The sequence below is a fragment of the Bacillus sp. BPN334 genome (assembly GCF_008368885.1).
Lineage (GTDB): Bacteria > Bacillota > Bacilli > Bacillales > Bacillaceae_G > Bacillus_A > Bacillus_A wiedmannii.
The window spans coordinates 176,449-193,858 of the sequence record NZ_QOZW01000013.1; the positions used below are offsets into that span (position 1 = coordinate 176,449).

Annotated in this window: 13 protein-coding genes and 1 pseudogene; 7 read left to right on the forward strand and 7 right to left on the reverse strand. The window is 30.9% G+C overall.

The window, feature by feature from the left end; translation table 11 throughout:
- Window positions 1-580 precede the first annotated feature (580 nt).
- Window positions 581-1,018, forward strand: coding sequence for a GNAT family N-acetyltransferase (locus tag DN393_RS21260; protein ID WP_149173859.1), 438 nt, complete (start codon window positions 581-583; stop codon window positions 1,016-1,018).
- Between the two features lie 266 nt (window positions 1,019-1,284).
- Here the strand turns inward: DN393_RS21260 and DN393_RS21265 are convergent, their stop codons facing one another.
- From DN393_RS21265 to DN393_RS21280, 5 genes and pseudogenes are all read right to left on the reverse strand, one after another.
- On the reverse strand, window positions 1,285-2,508 hold the full coding sequence (locus DN393_RS21265) for an MFS transporter (RefSeq protein ID WP_255449802.1): 1,224 nt from the start codon (window positions 2,506-2,508) through the stop codon (window positions 1,285-1,287).
- Window positions 2,505-3,620: a SagB/ThcOx family dehydrogenase gene (locus tag DN393_RS21270; protein WP_088107211.1), complete on the reverse strand. Its 1,116-nt coding sequence runs from the start codon at window positions 3,618-3,620 to the stop codon at window positions 2,505-2,507. The genes DN393_RS21265 and DN393_RS21270 overlap by 4 nt, the downstream gene beginning before the upstream one ends.
- A gap of 536 nt (window positions 3,621-4,156) precedes the next feature.
- Window positions 4,157-4,312 (reverse strand): annotated as a pseudogene (locus tag DN393_RS32485) (integrase); the annotation flags it as partial.
- Window positions 4,313-4,505: 193 nt separating this feature from the next.
- The gene (locus tag DN393_RS31650; RefSeq protein ID WP_179958528.1) at window positions 4,506-4,649 is read right to left on the reverse strand and encodes a hypothetical protein; all 144 of its coding nucleotides are present in this window, start codon (window positions 4,647-4,649) and stop codon (window positions 4,506-4,508) included.
- A gap of 941 nt (window positions 4,650-5,590) precedes the next feature.
- Window positions 5,591-7,300, reverse strand: coding sequence for a hypothetical protein (locus DN393_RS21280; RefSeq protein WP_149173860.1), 1,710 nt, complete (start codon window positions 7,298-7,300; stop codon window positions 5,591-5,593).
- A 1,482-nt stretch (window positions 7,301-8,782) separates the two neighbouring features.
- On the opposite strand from DN393_RS21280, the gene DN393_RS21290 reads away from it, so the two are divergent.
- The gene (locus DN393_RS21290; RefSeq protein WP_149173862.1) at window positions 8,783-10,480 is read left to right on the forward strand and encodes a helix-turn-helix domain-containing protein; all 1,698 of its coding nucleotides are present in this window, start codon (window positions 8,783-8,785) and stop codon (window positions 10,478-10,480) included.
- A 161-nt stretch (window positions 10,481-10,641) separates the two neighbouring features.
- Here DN393_RS21290 and DN393_RS21300 read toward each other — a convergent pair whose 3' ends face one another.
- The gene (locus DN393_RS21300) at window positions 10,642-11,109 is read right to left on the reverse strand and encodes an RsfA family transcriptional regulator (RefSeq protein WP_064474261.1); all 468 of its coding nucleotides are present in this window, start codon (window positions 11,107-11,109) and stop codon (window positions 10,642-10,644) included.
- 342 nt (window positions 11,110-11,451) lie between these two features.
- Between DN393_RS21300 and DN393_RS21305 the strand changes: the two genes are divergently transcribed.
- The 5 genes from DN393_RS21305 (at window position 11,452) to DN393_RS21325 (ending at window position 15,623) form a co-directional block, all read left to right on the forward strand.
- Window positions 11,452-13,092 (forward strand): S8 family peptidase, encoded by a 1,641-nt coding sequence (locus DN393_RS21305; RefSeq protein ID WP_149173863.1) that lies wholly within the window; start codon window positions 11,452-11,454, stop codon window positions 13,090-13,092.
- 208 nt (window positions 13,093-13,300) lie between these two features.
- Window positions 13,301-13,648, forward strand: coding sequence for a YxeA family protein (locus DN393_RS21310; RefSeq protein ID WP_000822914.1), 348 nt, complete (start codon window positions 13,301-13,303; stop codon window positions 13,646-13,648).
- 337 nt (window positions 13,649-13,985) lie between these two features.
- On the forward strand, window positions 13,986-14,393 hold the full coding sequence (mntA, locus tag DN393_RS21315; protein WP_149173864.1) for a type VII toxin-antitoxin system MntA family adenylyltransferase antitoxin: 408 nt from the start codon (window positions 13,986-13,988) through the stop codon (window positions 14,391-14,393).
- Window positions 14,383-14,796, forward strand: a complete 414-nt coding sequence (hepT, locus tag DN393_RS21320; RefSeq protein WP_046956013.1) for a type VII toxin-antitoxin system HepT family RNase toxin — start codon at window positions 14,383-14,385, stop codon at window positions 14,794-14,796. The genes mntA and hepT overlap by 11 nt, the downstream gene beginning before the upstream one ends.
- Before the next feature lie 416 nt (window positions 14,797-15,212).
- Entirely contained in the window at window positions 15,213-15,623 is a 411-nt protein-coding gene (locus DN393_RS21325) for a hypothetical protein (protein WP_149173865.1), read from the forward strand.
- A gap of 615 nt (window positions 15,624-16,238) precedes the next feature.
- Here the strand turns inward: DN393_RS21325 and DN393_RS21330 are convergent.
- On the reverse strand, window positions 16,239-16,718 hold the full coding sequence (locus DN393_RS21330) for a CPBP family intramembrane glutamic endopeptidase (RefSeq protein ID WP_149173866.1): 480 nt from the start codon (window positions 16,716-16,718) through the stop codon (window positions 16,239-16,241).
- Window positions 16,719-17,410 lie beyond the last annotated feature (692 nt).

Here is a 17,410-nt window from a genome sequence, read left to right on the forward strand (position 1 = left end):
TTTGATCCTTAGTCAAAATACGCTTTTTTTTCCATTCCTAACATATTAAAAATCATAATTATCTCAATCAACTTAGATTCCTTAATTACAACTTTTTAAATATAAAAAATAATAAATAGTAATATTTTTTGTAAATAAGTTTTAAAAATCAGAAAATATCTTGCTACAATAATCTCAATTATGGAATATATGGAGATATTTTTATTTTATTTGATTCCGTTTATTCCCACACCTCTTGCATTGTGGTTAAGTTATAGAAGCCCTTTTTGTGTTAGTTTGGATGTATTATATAATCAAACGTCTATTTAATTCCATTATCCGAGGGAGGGATTTGAATTAACGAAGAAGTACAAAGTAAACTGAACCTATTATTACAAAAAATTCGTGAAACCGTGTCTGCTGTCGCTAGAAAATCGTAATTAGGCGTTGCATCACCATAAAGTTTTTTAACAAATTTAAGTTATTTGATCATTACCATTATATAGTTCCACTGCAGGGCATATTTTTAAGAAGAAGTGGTACAATAGATGTCATAATATGTTCGGAGATTTATACGCTTAATAACTAATAAGGAGGACGTATGGAAATATTAAATGCATCTAAATCGGATTTAGGAGAAGTATCACAACTTACCGGTCAAGCTTTAAATGAAGGGTCTGTAAACAGTTATACTGTTGATAATGTAAAAGCAACCAGCCTAATGGAAAAAGTACTAGCAAATAATGGTAAGCTCTTAGTAGTAAAAGAGTCGGAACAACTGGCGGGATGGGTGCTATTTGGCTCTCAAAAAGATAGTATCACTGATGAAGAAATTGGATTTATTTATGAGATTTATATTTTGAAGAATTATAGGAAAAAGGGCTTCGCTAAAAGATTACTTGAAAAATGTATTACTGACCTAAAAACACAAGGTCTAAAAAATGTTCGTCTTGTTGTATATAAAGGGAATAAAGCAATTCAAATTTATGAGGAATTTGGGTTTATTGAGAATCGAATTGTCATGAATAAAGAGATTTAAGGTGAGTGTCCTTGTTGTACTGACGGAGGGCATTATGGAATAACTCGTAGAATTAAATGATCTTATTGTTATATTTTTAAGTTTAGTGAAATATTTTACATCGAAAACTTAATAACTTTTAACCTCATTAACCAAATTTAAAATCCTTGCTACACTTCATAGGCAGCAAGGATTTATTTTTCCACATCAAAATTAAGCAAATTTGTTATTTCTCTATACGACGAGAATATTGAAATTTCATAGTTTCCCCCTAAAAATGTAATTATTTAAACATCAGAATAATCACTTTTATTTTCGGTTGTATAGCTTTTAGAGTTCACCCTAAAGTCAATGATAATAGCGGAAACTAGAGTAAGGGTACATATACCTAACAAAACCATTAAACTACTATACCCTATTTGATCTAGCAAAAACCCAATTAACACTAAACATAATTGCATAATTGTTCGATCTAACATTGTTTTAAATGAAAAAAATCTTCCATGAATACTTGAAGGGACTTTTTGTTGCGCATATGTATATAAAAGGGGATTAAACATGCCGTATGCCAAACCAAATACACTAAAAGCGAAAATAGTTAGATAAAGGTTTGTCAATGATAATAAAATTTGAGCTATCCCCATCAAACAGCAAGAAAATAAAAGGATATTCACTTGTTTATGATATCGTTTTATTACTCTTTTGATGAGTAGGCCTGCAATTAATATACTTGTCCCTTCTATAAAATAGAGTATCCCCATGATTGAACTGGGTTGTCCCTTTCCAATCTCAATAACAAATAAATTAAAGCCAGAAATAAAGATTAGAGGGATAATGGATAATGTAAGAACTACTTTTATAGGATGATTATTTATAATAATGGGAAAAATATCCTTAAAATTAGTCTTTAGTTTTTTAGGAAGCAATTGTATATCGTTTGGAATAACTAATAAAAAATTAATAAAGTATAAAATTGCATAGGCGATGAGAGCAATGATAAATAATGTATATAAAGGAGCGACGGTTAATAAAAGGCCAGCTAATACAGCTCCAAAAATTCTTGACAAAGTGATTATATTTATATTAATAGCATTAATCGTAATCAAGTCATCTTCTTTAACTAAAGTTGGCAATATTGTTTGTATAGTAGGGTTAAAAAATGAAGCAGAACAGCCAATTCCTATGCTATAGATAACCATCCAATAAATTGACCCCGTATATATAGCAACTAACATTGATAAAACAGATGCAATTCTCATCAATCCAACTAATTGTAATACCTTTAATTTAGAAGTAGAATCTATATAACGCCCTGCATAAGGGCCTATAATAACCCCAAGGACACCACCAATAACAAGAAAAAAAGCCTGCAGAACATGAGATTTTATATGTATTTGTAAAAATTGCAAATTTCCAATTGTGCCAAACCATATACCTAATTGAAAGACTAGTTGACTTCCTAATACAATACATAAATTTTTGTTATGAATGATGGCTTTAAAGGATTTCATTTCAAGTCCTCACCTCTAAACCTAAAATCTCTCCCATAATTTTTAGCTCCATCACTAATATGTCCTATTCCAGATAGTCCGCAAACAATTTCTTTTTCCTTATCTATAAATAGTCTTTCTTCTACTAATTCGTCTTTAAGATGGCCAGTGAAAAAGGCTCCTAATTTTAACCATGAAGCAACTAAATAGAAAGTCTGACTTAGATGACCTACATCCATCATAATAATACGATATACCCTTGGACTCTTGTATTTCCACATTGGTCGTTCTAAACATGCTGTATAAAAAAAGAGGACCGATGCATTTTTTACATATTCTTGACCTGCGGCCATATCTATAATATCTGTAATTTTTTCTTTTTTAATCACATTCAATGAATGATTTTGAACATTGTAGTGATATAACCCTTCTTTTATCCCTGTTACATTAGTTATATAAGGATATACCTCAATAGGATGTCTAGCACCTCCAGAAGGACTTGTTTTAAAAAGATTGGCACCCACTCCAAAATCCCTTTTACAAGACTGTGCCCCCCAAACAAAATAAAGAATTGTAGATAATTCAATTAGGGTAATAGGTTTTTCTGAGAAAGAACGTATAGTTTGTCTTTCTAAGAGAGTCTCTAGGAATTTTCCTTCTTTTTTAAAATCAGGAGTAGGTAATGGTATTTCTTCTACATTGTCATATATTTTATATATAGATGGTGCTTTTATATTTTGTTTTTTATTAACCAATCTTTCATAGTCTTGATTTACATCTAAATAATTATCTTTATGGAGTAACCTTGTATTAAAATGAAAATATTTAGCTGGAGTTCCCCATTCTCTCCAATTTTCAAGCTTCATATCTTCTAGATTTTCTTTTTCTATTAATATATGAACTTCTTGAAGGCTTTTAATTATTTCCATCATTTCGTTTCTTGTTAAAGATGAAGCTCGATCTTTCTGTAGCTGTAGATACGCACTATCAGGATCATTCCATTCTTTAAATAATCCTAAAATAGGGAAAACCGAAAGCTCTAAGCTATATTGTTCGTGTCTAATAAAATCATCTATCATAAGATGACCATTTTTCCAAAAATAAATCATATTTTCGGATATTTTTAACTGCATATCAATGTCTCCTAACTTAAAAAATATGTATCTCTTTTTTTAACGATAAATGACTGCCCCTAGTAGGACAGTCATTTAAGCATTTTTAATTATTTTGATGGAGAAGTCTCACCGTGTTCTAAATCAACGCGATTTGTATACTCATTTTCACAAGGTTTAAAAATTTTCATTTCTCTCAACTCCTTTCTATAATTAGAAAATTATTACAATGTATATTTTTCCATAAAAGATTACTTTTGTCAATTAATAGTTTGAAAGTATTTTTTATTCCGAATATTTAAACCATCAAAAAACAACTAGGTTATTAGAAAATATGATTTACGATTCTTGGGGAAAGAGGGTTAAATAGCATAAAGAGATACTTATTCAACTGTTCATTCAATCTATGAAGAATAATCACATGTTTAAAAAAGAAGAACCAATTTTATCAACGTTAGTATAGCCCTTTTATTAAACAAACATCTAGTTGCTCACATTTGACAAGTAATTATAAATTTAATCAACTTTTTTTCACAATAGGTGAGCTTTTTCTATTAAGTACTTCTAGCAAACGGTATATGGCTCATATTAAGCGATACAAGCTCTTTCAAAGATAAAGCATAGTTTACTATTAAATTGATTATACAAGCGTTTCTATCCATAATTGGAGCTCGATATTTAGCCTGTCTTTCAGTTAACCTCTTTGTCTTCATTCAAATAAGCAGAAAAGATTTCTAAGATTTTCTCTAAACTAATTGTCACTTTCATTATAATCACCTAGTTTCTTTAGGTGTATTATAACAGAAAGTAGGGTGAAGACCTGCTATCGTCTTTTGCTGCGCATAGTTGCTGGCATATTAAAAAGCAAACGGACAAACAAGTTTTTGCTTTTTGATATGTTGATTATTATTTACAGAGCCAAATGAATAAGGCTATCATCATACTCCAAAAAGGAACTACAAAGACTATTCCCAAAAATATCCCTTTGAAAAATCTAATCTCGTTATGCGTATTCATTTCTATATAAGTTGTATCTTTTAGTACAGCCATATTTAATCCTCCCAATAAGAATTGTTTACTACAATAAAAAAAGGACAAACCTGGCCCTGATAGGGATACGTAGGTTTGTCCTTTTGTATGAGGGTAATGATATCTTTAATTACCATTATTATAACTAAATTAACAAATATTTCCAATTAGGTCGGACATCTTATTAACAATCATACTAGTAATAATAAAATCTATTATAAATATATATCTTATATATTAAAAAGAAATAAAGATAAAACTATTATAGGTTATCAAAAATAGGGGAAAGATCTACTCCCACAAGGGAAAATTTCATGTTAGAACGTAAAAAATCATAAATAGTAGAAAATGTATCCGTAGATTCAATGATTAATAGGTTTTTAATTCTACAAAAAAGCAGAAAGAAAATCATATGTTTCTACATGAAATCGGAAAGAAATTAATACAAATCACTTTATATGTATCCAACTATGGAAATAGGCTTTATTTTCTTTAGTTTGGTAAATAAAGCAGTGTCTAGCGTCAACTTGTCCACATTTTGTTCAGAAAATGTAGCGATTTGTTAACATAACTCAGTATTTACACATAACTCACATTATTGTTGATGATTTTTATTAGATATAATGAATAACACTAGTATTATCAAGGATGTTGTGAAAATTTTATTCACATTTGATCATATTTGTCCTCATATCCACTATTTTTATAAATATCCTTCTGATTTTTTGTAGATATAAAATCGAATGTTTTACTATACGTGAAGAATACCCAATGTGGAGTGTGGAGATTCTTGTATAGCTAGAAGAGAACTTGTATAGAAATGCATAAAAAAAGACTCCATTTTACATGAAGTCCTTCTGATTTGGTATTTATAAATAGAGGAGTAGAAAGGGGATGTTAATGAAACAAACACGAATAGCCCTCCACTTTCGATTTTTTCAAAAATAGAGAGCTTGTTGCTATTATTTTATTTCCATTGCATTTAGCACCTGATCTGGAGCTGTTATTGTTACACCAGCACGTACTAAACGTTCGAAGGTACGCATAAACTCTAGTAAATTAAACTGCTTTGGTAGCTCAATAACACGAAGTTTTTCTTGTGGCAGCTTATCAATTGCCTCGATAAACCATTCACGCACATCACTTGGAATCGTGCGTTCTTTATGACCACGAACTTTTAGTTTTTCACGCATTTCAATTTCTAAAGCGATATATGCATGGAGATTTACTCCCTGATCATATGCATATTTTCTAAATAACGTTTCTTCCTGGTATTTTAGATAATTACGGTGATAAGACTCTTCCGTCACCGGTACCGCAAACTTCTGCTTCAGTAGTGCATGCACATTTTTAAACATCTTCTTAATGTTATGAAGAGAGTACATAGAATAATGTAGACCAAAATTAAAGACAGCTTGTTCACGGTCACTATTTCTCTCTTTTGGTATGTGCTGCGCAATAAGAGGGTAGATACCTTCTTTCGCTGCAGTATCAAGGATTTGATATTGAGATGTTTGATGTAATAGTTTCTTCAATGTATATACAATTTTTGTTGGATATCCTTCTTTTCGATCAACCATATCACGAAGCCCACGAATGACACTGCGAATTTGACGATGACAAGTATGCTTTAAAACATGAATGAATTTATTCATATCTGCAGACAGTTCACCGATGTTCATTTCTTGTAGGACTGACTCGATGAATTTCGCTTTACGAGCATAGGTAGCTCTTGGTGTAAAGGGATCTCTGTGTTGTTGTTCACCAGATTCTTTCGTACATAAGAAGTCTGAATGGATAGATAGATATAACGTTGTATAACGTTTTGTATGCTTTACACCTTTTTGCATTTTACAAATTTTGAATAGGGGATTCCCCGTACATGGTAATGCAGTTGTTAATTCTTCGATAACCGCATGAATTTGGTGCGGATATTTTTTATGTAAGAAACGATACATCCCACCAAAGTGAGTTTTGTTGCCTCTTTCATCCTGCTTGTCCAAAGAACGTTTTAACGTTGTTTCTGTATGTTGTTGCATAGCAATGTCTAAGAATAGCTTCTTAGCCGCTACAGATAGCTTAAAGAAATCCTTTGTAAATACAACCGGACTAATATATACGTACGGATTTGCTTTTTCTGTTGCCTCATTCATAAAATGATTCAGTTTAATTGTATATCGGCCATCTACGCCATTTTCAATGGAGATAATGTTATGTAAGTTTAATTTCTTTAATGCGATATAGAATTGAGAGTGTTGGATATAAGCAAATTCTTCTTTATATTGCTTGTAATCTTCCCACATCATATGTATTGTTACATTTGGAATGACACCATTTGTATAGCATTTTTTATGTAGGTACAAGAATACTTCAAGATCTGCATTCGTAATACCGTATAATTTATGTTTTCTTCCGGTTTTGTCTGCAATTGCAGACATTGCGCGACGTGAAAAAGATGGCTTGGCTTTTTCGACAAAGCCTTCTACGTCAGCAATACGTTCTTCGTATGTCATGTGCTGCAGAATATCTTCTAAATATGTATCTTTATAGCTGTAGTATTTCTCCTCAAATGTTTCCACAAATTTTTGCCAAGATTTTAATGTTACTAGTACTGCATTAGTTGTTTCCCCATTTAAGCTACGTTGATTACGTATCACAAATGATTTCCCCATCTTTTTCACCTCCGTTCTGCAAAATTCGAAATGTATGCCAGAATACTATAAAATATACCAATTTTGATTATAGCAAATCGAAAATTGGCGAAAGGTGCTCCTTTAAGAAGAAAAATAGCAACTTGCAACAGCCTCTAAAGCCAAGTGTGTCAAGGGATTGGAGAATTTCATTTATTTTTTTTGTGTTAAGGATACCGCAAACGTGTTGCAAGTTGTGTGATATGTATAAAAGTAAGTGGAAAAGTACCTAAACCCTTGGTATATAAAGGGTTAGAGTGAAAATAGCAGGGAAGTTAGGGAGAGGATACCGCAAACTTGTTGCAAGTTGGTGAACGTAATTATAAAAAATGGATTATAATGATTAACCTTGATATCAAAGGACTTGTTCGCACCTATAGATTAAAAGTAGGGAGAGGATACCGCAAACAGTGTTGCATCTTGTGAGAAAAATAAGGGTATGCATACCGCAAACGTGTTGCAAGTTGTGTGATATGTATAAAAGTAAGTGGAAAAGTACCTAAACCCTTGTTATGTAAAGGATTAGAGTGAAAGTGGTAAGAAAGTTAGGGAAAGGATACCGCAAACATGTTGCATTTTATGTATGTAACTTATTCAAAATATGAGAAAAATAGCTTAATAACCTTAAAATCACATAATTTTTTTAAAATTACTTGGTTGAGAAATAAATTATACTGTTGCAAGTTGAAAGAAATAGGGAGAGGATACCGCAAACGTGTTGCAAGTTGAGTAGAAATAAGTAAAAGAAAGAGCAACTGTGTTGCAAGTTAAAGAGTTAGGGAAAGCAAAGCGCAAAAAGTGTGCAAGTTGAAAGAAATAGGGAAGAGAAAGAGCAAACGTGTTGCAAGATGAGGAGTTAAGGAAAGCAAAGCGCAAAAAGTGTGCAAGTTGAAAGAAATAGGAAAAAGAAAGAGCAAACGTGTTGCAAGATGAGGAGTTAAGGAAAGCAAAGCGCAAAAGGAATGTAAGTAAGGAGAGATAGGAAAAAGAAAGAGCAACTGTGTTGCAAGTTGAAGAGTTAAGGAAAGCAAAGCGCAAAAAGTGTGCAAGTTGAAAGAAATAGGAAAAAGAAAGAGCAAACGTGTTGCAAGATGAGGAGTTAAGGAAAGCAAAGCGCAAAAGGAATGCAAGTAAAGAAGAATAGGAAAAAGAAAGAGCAACTGTGTTGCAAGTTGAAGAGTTAAGGAAAGCAAAGCGCAAAAAGTGTGCAAGTTGAAAGAAATAGGAAAAAGAAAGAGCAAACGTGTTGCAAGATGAGGAGTTAAGGAAAGCAAAGCGCAAAAGGAATGCAAGTAAAGAAGAATAGGAAAAAGAATGAACAAACATGTTGCAAAATGAGGAGTTATGGAAACAAAGACGCAAAATCTTATAAATATCTGTTACAATGTATTAAATAAAATAGTAGTAAAGAATTTATGATAAAAACTACTTTGTTGTGATCCATGGTTTAGGGAGGAATATAAAGTGGATAACTTATTACAAATGTTTCGAGATGCCTTGCTAATCTCTGAGCCAATTTATAAAACGAATGAGCTAGTATGGAATAAGTGGAATGCATACTTTAAAGATGTTGAAAACAATAATAATAAAGTATTAACCTCACCTCATGCTTCCCCATCATTTACTGCATTAGTGTCTTGGCTAGAAAAAAAGGAAGAATCCGGTACTACATTAGTACAAATTTATGCCAAAATTGATTCCTATAAGGAAGAAATATATAAAGAAATTGAAGGATTTATAGACAAAGAATTTCAAAATGTAGCATCTTCAAGTTCCATAATATTAGAAAATGATCAAAATATAGAAGAGACCAACATAGTAAACCACGAGGATTATTATGAGGTAAATAACTCTGCTGTTTATTATAAATTAAGAGATGGAATTGCAAAGAATCAATTTGAAGAGGATGACAATACCAAAGTTTTACAATATCCTATTGAAACGAAGTCTTCTAATGGGATGGCTCAACTTTCTTCACATAAAGATGAGGATTTAAGACTTACAAATATTGAAGAAGCTGCCCGATGGAATACCCTTGTTGATGATGTAATGAGTAATATGGATGATTTAACGGCAGATTGTTTAGATGCAATTACAATACAGTGGATCAACGAAGCAAAATCTCCAGATGAGTTTATTGATTTTTCATATGAGCAAGTTTTAGAAATGTGCAACATTCCAAAGACAGTCGTTAAAAATAAAGAATATTATCGAGCTGAAGATAAAATTAAAATAGCAAAAAGAATTGCAGCTTTAGCAAGTATTTTTATCTATTTAAATGATGAAAATGAGGTTGTAGTATTAAATGACCGCGATGATGAAGGAGAACGACTAGAATTAAAGCGTGAGGTTGTTAAGAGATTATTCGTATTAGATTCGGTTGTATTGTGGAGACATAGTGTTACAAATGAGTATATGGGTATTGAGTCTTGTCGTATTAAGCCAGGCAGCTTTTTAACTAATTACTTATATGGATCAAATAATACAACGGCGTTATTGTCTAAAAAAGCACTTGAATATAATAGTTATAGACATAAATATCATAAAAGGTTAATTCGATACTTAACATGGCAATGGAGAATTAGACAAATGTATTCATCATTGAAAAAGCCATATTCTATAGGTGGGGACAAAGGGCTGCTAGCAGTAATGGATATTCCAAAAGATTGGAAGCCAAATCGTATTAAGGAACAGCTAGAAAATGTTCTAATGGATTTGGAAAATGAGAAAGTAATCTCTCATTGGGAGTATAGTGATCCACTGGATGAACAACAAATTGGGAAACGTAACTGGTTTAAAAATTATTACGCTAACTTAGGAATAACTATTTTACCTCCTGAGGAAATGCTGCTATCAATGGATAGGGTAATTGGAAAGAAGAGCATAGAAGAACCTCAAGAACAATTACCTGAAGTAACAGTTGTTAAAGAGATAAAGAAGACTGTAGAATCGGTCGAGCAAATAGAGAAAAAGATTCGTGACCAAATACTGAAAGTACACAATGAAAAAAAGGTAAGCATTCGTGAAATAGCAGATGAAATTAGTATTTCTCCGTCTACATTATCGAGATTTTGTAATCATAAAACAAAACGTTTATCTAAAAAAGCATTAGAAAAGCTAACAAAATGGTGTGAAAGACAAGAAATATTAGAAAAGATGTAATATAGACTAAGTATTTATCTTAATAATAGTCAAATTAAAAATACACATACATTATGTATGTGTATTTTACTTATTACCAATTATAATAGTCGGAATTTTCTTTATAAGTAGTGATTTTGGAGGGTAAAGGTCCTACTTGAAACTCGATATAGTTAAGCTGTTTAATCCACTACAATTAAATTTCTTGTCTTTTCGATATGGTTCAGTAACATACGATACTCTTCTTCATACATAGTTAAACGTTGTAGAAGGGATTGATTCTCTGCTTCTAAATCTTCAATTTGATTTTGTAAATTTGTCAATTCATTCACATTTTTATAATTTTGTAGAAAGAGAATAATGTCATCTAATGTAATAGACAAAGAGTTTGTTTCTTTTTCTGGTGGGGAGAGGGGAATGTTGGTTCCCACTTTTCGCTCTTGTTTTGCTTGTTGTATTTCTTTTTCGTATTTTTTTCGCACGTATGAATTCCAACGGAATCCGCAAGCAGAAGGTGTTCTAGCTAGTAGTTTTGCGACTTCTTTGAATGCAGCTAATTGTGTTCCCCCGTTATGAATATACTGAAGTACTGTTGATGCGAGAAGTAAATCGTTATCATCAGTCCATGAATCTTGTCTTGAGATTACCACGTTTTAACCCCCTTATATGTTTTATATTACATATATGCAATTACTCAAAATGATAGAATCTCAACTTTTCTTGAAATAATTAGGAGTAAGTTGATAGAAGTATGTATGGTTTTAAATGCAAAATTGCATTTAAGGTTGACTATTTCGTAAAGGTGTAACTATAATAGTTACAGTCATGCGACTTAATTAATAAAATTGTCGGTATGAATTAGTTGTATTAACAAGTATTAAATAATGAATGGAGTTGAAAATATAATCCGATATATAAGAAGTTTGCATAAAAAAGAAGTTAAATAATCTATAGGTTTTATTATTATATATTAATTAAAAGAGGTGCACGTTTTGAAAATTTTTAAGGGAATTCTAGTTTCTTCAATTGCATTAACAGCATTTAATGGAATAGGCGGTATACTTCCAAGTGAAAAATCAGAAGTTGCCTACGCAGCTACTTACAATTATTCAAATAAGCAATTGAATTCTACTGTACATAAGCAAGTTACTAAACAATTAATTTTGAAATTTAAAAATGAAGCGAATTTACCATATCAGGATGGAGTAGAAAAATTCATTACAGAAGAAAAGCAAGATCCTGAATTAATTAGAATTTTAGCTGAATACCCAAATGTAACTATAAATCGACTTTTTAGTTCTTTAAATCCTAAAGAAATTAAAAATCTAGGTAAAGAAATAAAAGATTCCGATCAAATTTCTTCTAATTTGCTAAACTATTATATTGTAGACACTCAAGATAATATAGATGTACAAGCATTACTTACAAAAATTGAAAAATCATCTCTTGTTGAAACGGCGTATTTACAGGAAGAAGAGGCGCCACCAGAAGATCGTTTACCAAATTTATCTGTAAATCCATATGATGAGCCTAGACTTACAAGACAAGGTTACCTTGAACCAGCCCCATTAGGAATTAATGCACCTTATGCCTGGAGCATAAAAGGTGGAGATGGAAGAGGAACTACTTTCGTAGACATGGAGTATGGCTGGTTATTTAGTCATGAGGATTTAGTGAATCAAAAGATTGAATTGATATCCGGACAGAATAAGAGTGAACACCATGATCATGGTACCTCAGTCTTAGGGATTGTTTCGGCAGAAGATAATAACATAGGTGGAATTGGGATTGCACCAAAAGCTAAGGTAAAGGTTGTATCTCAGATTAGAGATAATGGTAGATACAATACAGCTGATGCTATCTTAAGTGCAGTTAACAATATGCAAGCTGGAGATATCCTTTTATTAGAAGCCCAAGCTACTTATGATGGATATGGAGATAAGAACTATCTTCCTGTAGAAGTAAAACCGGATATATTTGATGCAATTCGTATAGGAACAAATAAGGGAATTATTATTATTGAAGCAGGTTCAAACGGTGGAAATGATTTAGATCAATTTAGGGACCGTAATGGTAAACAAGTCTTAAATCGTAATAATCCTGATTTTAAAGATTCAGGGGCAATTATGGTTGGGGCAGCTTCTGCAAGAGTTCCTCATAAGCGTTCATATTTCTCTAATTATGGTAGTAGAGTAGATGTGTATGGATGGGGGAATGCAGTAGATACAACAGATGCTAAACCAAGTGAATTTACAACAAATCTATATACTTCTAGCTTTAGTGGAACATCTAGCGCATCACCTATTATTGCTGGTGCTGCTGCATCAATTCAAGGAATTGCAAAAAATAATCAGGGAAAAGTATATACACCAAGCCAGCTTAGGGATATTTTAAGTGATTCTAGTACCGGAACGAAATCTAATGATCCAATTAATGATAAAATTGGTGTTTTACCTGACTTAAAAGCCATATTATCTAAACTTGGTTTTTCACCAAACTTAGGTAATGATTCTTCCATTGTATTTCCTGAGGAGCAAGAAATAAATAAAGGGAATCAAGGTTCTACTATTACGTTCCCGAAAGAGGATTCCGATAATAGTGAAGGAAACTCTAACTTCATTTTCCCAGAATAATAGAAATATCTCCTATTTAAAATGAGGCAAAATAGTTTACTCAATAAGAATAAAGGATATGAATTCAATAGAAATATGAATTCATATCCTTTTAATTATGCTATTTTTACTACCTTACAAAAACGTAATGTTAGCGTAATGGAAATGAATTTTGGCAACCAATAGATTAGGATATAATTTTTGTGAGAAAAGATATGAGGTGAATAATATGAAACGAATAGTGCTTATGTGTAGTGTTTTTGTGATGTTTACTGTGTTGTTATCGGGGTGTAATTTAAATCGTCTTGGTACAGATACATATTATGTGCAAATTACCAAGGATGGTGAAAAATTAAAAGAGAAAAATGTAAATGGGGATACGACTTACGAATATAAATTACCTGGATTTGATAAGGATGGTAAAGAGAAAGAAATGGAGTTTACAGCGTTAAAAAACCTTCGTAAAGAAGCGTTTTTACGTATATATTACTCTGAGAAAAAAGGTGTGAAATCTTGGGAAGAGGTTAAGAAAGACGAACTCCCTACAAAGGTGAAAGAAAAATTAAAAGTGGATTAATATATATAAGTCTTTGTTAGAGCAATATATCCTCAAATTATTAGAATGTATATTGAAATAGGCTAAAGTTCTTTAGAATTACAAAAGTAAGAGGCTGACAGTTATTGTCAGTCTTTTACTTTTGCAAGAAGAAAATATAAAAGACATTTAATAGGTGAAGTGTAGGATTATAAACAATTATTTAAGATTCAAAGTTACAACATACCTACTCCTGACCTATAATAATTTTAGGTCAGAAATAAGCTTCTAGTTTTGTTTAAGTATTTGTAGTAGTTTAAAGGATTGATGATTGGTTATGATATAATAAAATTCAAGTATACTAAGGGGGACTAATGAGATGATTTTTCAAAGCATGATAACAGCTATTATAGAAAAATTACAAGAGACGGTGAATCCCTATTGGATAATTGTGTTTGGATCAACGGCTGAGAACAGAGAACGAGAAGATAGTGATATTGATATAGCTTATTTAAGTGACACAACTTTAGGGAACTATGAACGTTTTTTATTAGCACAGGAGTTAGCTAACATTGTTCATAGAGATGTTGATTTAGTTGATTTATCCAAAGCTTCTACAGTTTTTCAAGCTCAGATTATACATACAGGAAAGACAATATTTTGTTCGGATGAAAAACGTAAAGTTATTTTTGAAATGAAAACCTTAAAAATGTATTCAAAATTGAATGAAGAACGACAGATAGTATTTGATGATATAAAGAAAAGAGGTTCTATATATGAAGAATGAGGTTATTTTAAATAAAATTTCTACAGTAGAGCGTTGTATAAAAAGAATCCAAGATGTGTATGGAAATGACCCTGAAAATTTAGAGGATTTTACAAAACAAGATTCAATAATATTGAACATACAAAGAGCTTGTGAAGCAAGTATTGATTTAGCAATGCATATTGTTGCAGGAAAAAAATTAGGACTACCCCAATCTAGTCGAGAGGCCTTTGATTTATTGGTTACAGCAGGATTACTTAGCGCGGATTTAGCAAATAAGTTAAAGGCAATGGTTGGATTTCGTAATATTGCTGTTCATGATTATCAAAGTGTAAATTTAGATATTGTTCGTCAAATTATTGAAAAACATTTAACTGATTTTAAACTATTTACGAAAGAAGTAATGGGGATATTGGAATTTTAGGCAAAATAACATAATAATAAGGCTGAGAAAGAAAGTAATTCTATGATTCCCAAACCAGCTATTGAAACAATCACTTAATTTCGTAAGAAGAAACGCGGTCATAAGATGAATTTCTTTATGTTGTAGTGAAGCTTTGCATGAGATGCGTGTAGATAATATTAGGAATAATATCCATGTACAATTTTATCAACAAATAAGTAAATATTTTCAAAATTAATTTTTATACATATAATGTATACAAAAAACAAAAAAGTTTCCCTACGGAAACTTTTTTGTTTTTTGGTGAATTTACAGCGATTAATTAATATACAGTTTTTGAGAAAAATGATGAATCATGTCAAATCATCTTCATTTACACGAACATGAACGTAGTATAAAAAGGAAGCATATCCAAAATAATTAAAGGGGCTGAAAAAATGATTAAAAAACTTATTATTGTTTCTATTGCTTTAGGCGCAACAATAGGAGTGAGTAAACCTACATTTGCTGCAACAATACATTCTTCATCACAGCTTAAAGAAACTCAAAATTCCCATGTGCAATCTCTACATTCTCCATGGCAGTATTTAGGGCAAACTTCAAGGGAACTTCAAATTAAAAGTAAGGATCCAAAAGTACTAGCTTTTGAACTAGCGAAAGAAGCGCCATTTTACGAGGAAGAATTAGTAGACATATGTTCTGTAATTTTAGATGCGAATGTAGATGTTGTATATTGGATAAGTAAGGAATGGGTTAGATTTGAAGCAGGAAATTATGAGTTTAAACATGAAATTAAAATTTTTAGAGATAAAGAACGTCAGCAATTAATTACTGTGCTAGAATCTTAAATCTTTTACAAAAAAGAAGCTATGCTATACTCCCCTTATAGTAGATAGGAAAAGAAAACACATTAACCTGTTTACTATGGAGAGGATTTTTCTATGGGTTAAATTAGAATTACTCGCTATACAAAATGCAAAGAAAAAGAATTGCGTTTATACTCAAAAAAGGTATAAAGGATAAAACTGTTGCGAAAAAATTAGAGATTTATTGTCCTATTATAAGTTGTTGGATGAAATAATTCGAAACTGTAGGTATTAAGGAACTAGAAGAATAAAGTGGGGAAACAAAAGGATTATGTTTAGGTACTAAGACTAAACGATTGGAAGAAGAGAATGAGATGTTAGAAAAATGAAGGAAAGTATGTCACGAAAGCGAAACTTTTAGGATAATGCATGTATAAAAAGAAGTCTTTCGCTATGTTAAGTGCGCAAATATATATAGTTTTATAATCATTAAAGATTTCAAAAGAAATTAAGCCACCTGAGCCCATACAAATATAGACTCAGGTGGCTTAATTCTTAGTTATGCTTTGAAAATACGGGCACTCTCTAATCTTTATTTCGTGTCATTTACCTTAAATAAGTACAAACATAATTCATTAATCTATATTATCTTTAAATTTATAAATTTGATGCTATAAAAGCAATAGAATTATGTAATAAGTGAATCAAAAACACAACCCAAAAAGCAGGCAATGTAACCTGATATTTTTCATTCTTTTTTTTATATACCCAATAAGCATAGTTATATAAAAGACCAATTATGGTTGTACCAACTATATAAGTGATTCCATATTTATGATTTAATCCAAATATAATTGATGCCATTAAAATGATAAGGTAATCGCGATTTTTAATATAAGGAATCCAACTTAATATCCAAAATAAAAATACTTGAAAAACTATTGTTTCATATATAGGTGCCGCCAATACCCCTAATAAAACTTGCAGAATAAGAGGTGCTTCTGTTATTGGGTTTTTTTGTATTTCAGGTAAGAATAGATCTAGTGGTATAACAAATAAAAATGTTCCTAATAAAATAAGAAAAACAAAAGAAATTGTAGGCAAAGCAAACATAAATCTATTTATTTTTTTTAGCATATATATTTCTCCTATAATCTTTTATTACACATATACAAAAAGTAATATATAATTGGGTCTCTTTTTGTTTCACATCTTTTTTCGTTTACTATTGATGGAAATTGTTCTGTAATTGAATCCTTGGCTTATATAGGTGTAGCTATAAAGTAGGCATATTTTAACACCATATTGTTAATATCAAAATATTAAAGAGCAAAGTGAGATATTAATGTCACAACAATTCTATGATAAATAATATATCAAGCTTCTTAAGGAAATCTGTTGTATAGGGCACTCTTGTATTTAATATTTTACTATATGAATATTTAAGTGCATATAGTTTTGGGGGAGTATGTATTTTTGCATATTTTTAATATAAAACTTTACTTACTATGCTGCTTCATATGAATTTAAGACAATTAAAGAATCAAGGCCAAAACAGTCTAAGTTTAATTTGTACAAGTAAATATTAAAATTTTATAGAAAAATAAGGAAAAAATTTATAAAATGGGAGATTGGATTCAACTTACCAATTTTTTGTTATGCAAGATAAAGATAACTACAGAAGAGGCTCTTAAAAATTCTTGTCTTTATTTAAAACTAACGATATTATAAAAAATCTTCACTGAAGGAACTCCAACAAATTTAATGTGAAATTTTTTAGAGGATAAATATGAAATTTAACATATTCTTAGTAGGCCATTAAATTTTAT

What these genes read in the sequence shown, in the direction of transcription:
- DN393_RS21260 (WP_149173859.1), top strand. Translation starts at nt 581, where the DNA reads ATGGAAATATTAAATGCATCTAAATCGGATTTAGGAGAAGTATCACAA.
- DN393_RS21265 (WP_255449802.1), bottom strand. Translation starts at nt 2,508, where the DNA reads ATGAAATCCTTTAAAGCCATCATTCATAACAAAAATTTATGTATTGTA.
- DN393_RS21270 (WP_088107211.1), bottom strand. Translation starts at nt 3,620, where the DNA reads ATGCAGTTAAAAATATCCGAAAATATGATTTATTTTTGGAAAAATGGT.
- DN393_RS31650 (WP_179958528.1), bottom strand. Translation starts at nt 4,649, where the DNA reads ATGGCTGTACTAAAAGATACAACTTATATAGAAATGAATACGCATAAC.
- DN393_RS21280 (WP_149173860.1), bottom strand. Translation starts at nt 7,300, where the DNA reads ATGGGGAAATCATTTGTGATACGTAATCAACGTAGCTTAAATGGGGAA.
- DN393_RS21310 (WP_000822914.1), top strand. Translation starts at nt 13,301, where the DNA reads ATGAAACGAATAGTGCTTATGTGTAGTGTTTTTGTGATGTTTACTGTG.
- mntA (WP_149173864.1), top strand. Translation starts at nt 13,986, where the DNA reads ATGATTTTTCAAAGCATGATAACAGCTATTATAGAAAAATTACAAGAG.
- hepT (WP_046956013.1), top strand. Translation starts at nt 14,383, where the DNA reads ATGAAGAATGAGGTTATTTTAAATAAAATTTCTACAGTAGAGCGTTGT.
- DN393_RS21325 (WP_149173865.1), top strand. Translation starts at nt 15,213, where the DNA reads ATGATTAAAAAACTTATTATTGTTTCTATTGCTTTAGGCGCAACAATA.
- DN393_RS21330 (WP_149173866.1), bottom strand. Translation starts at nt 16,718, where the DNA reads ATGCTAAAAAAAATAAATAGATTTATGTTTGCTTTGCCTACAATTTCT.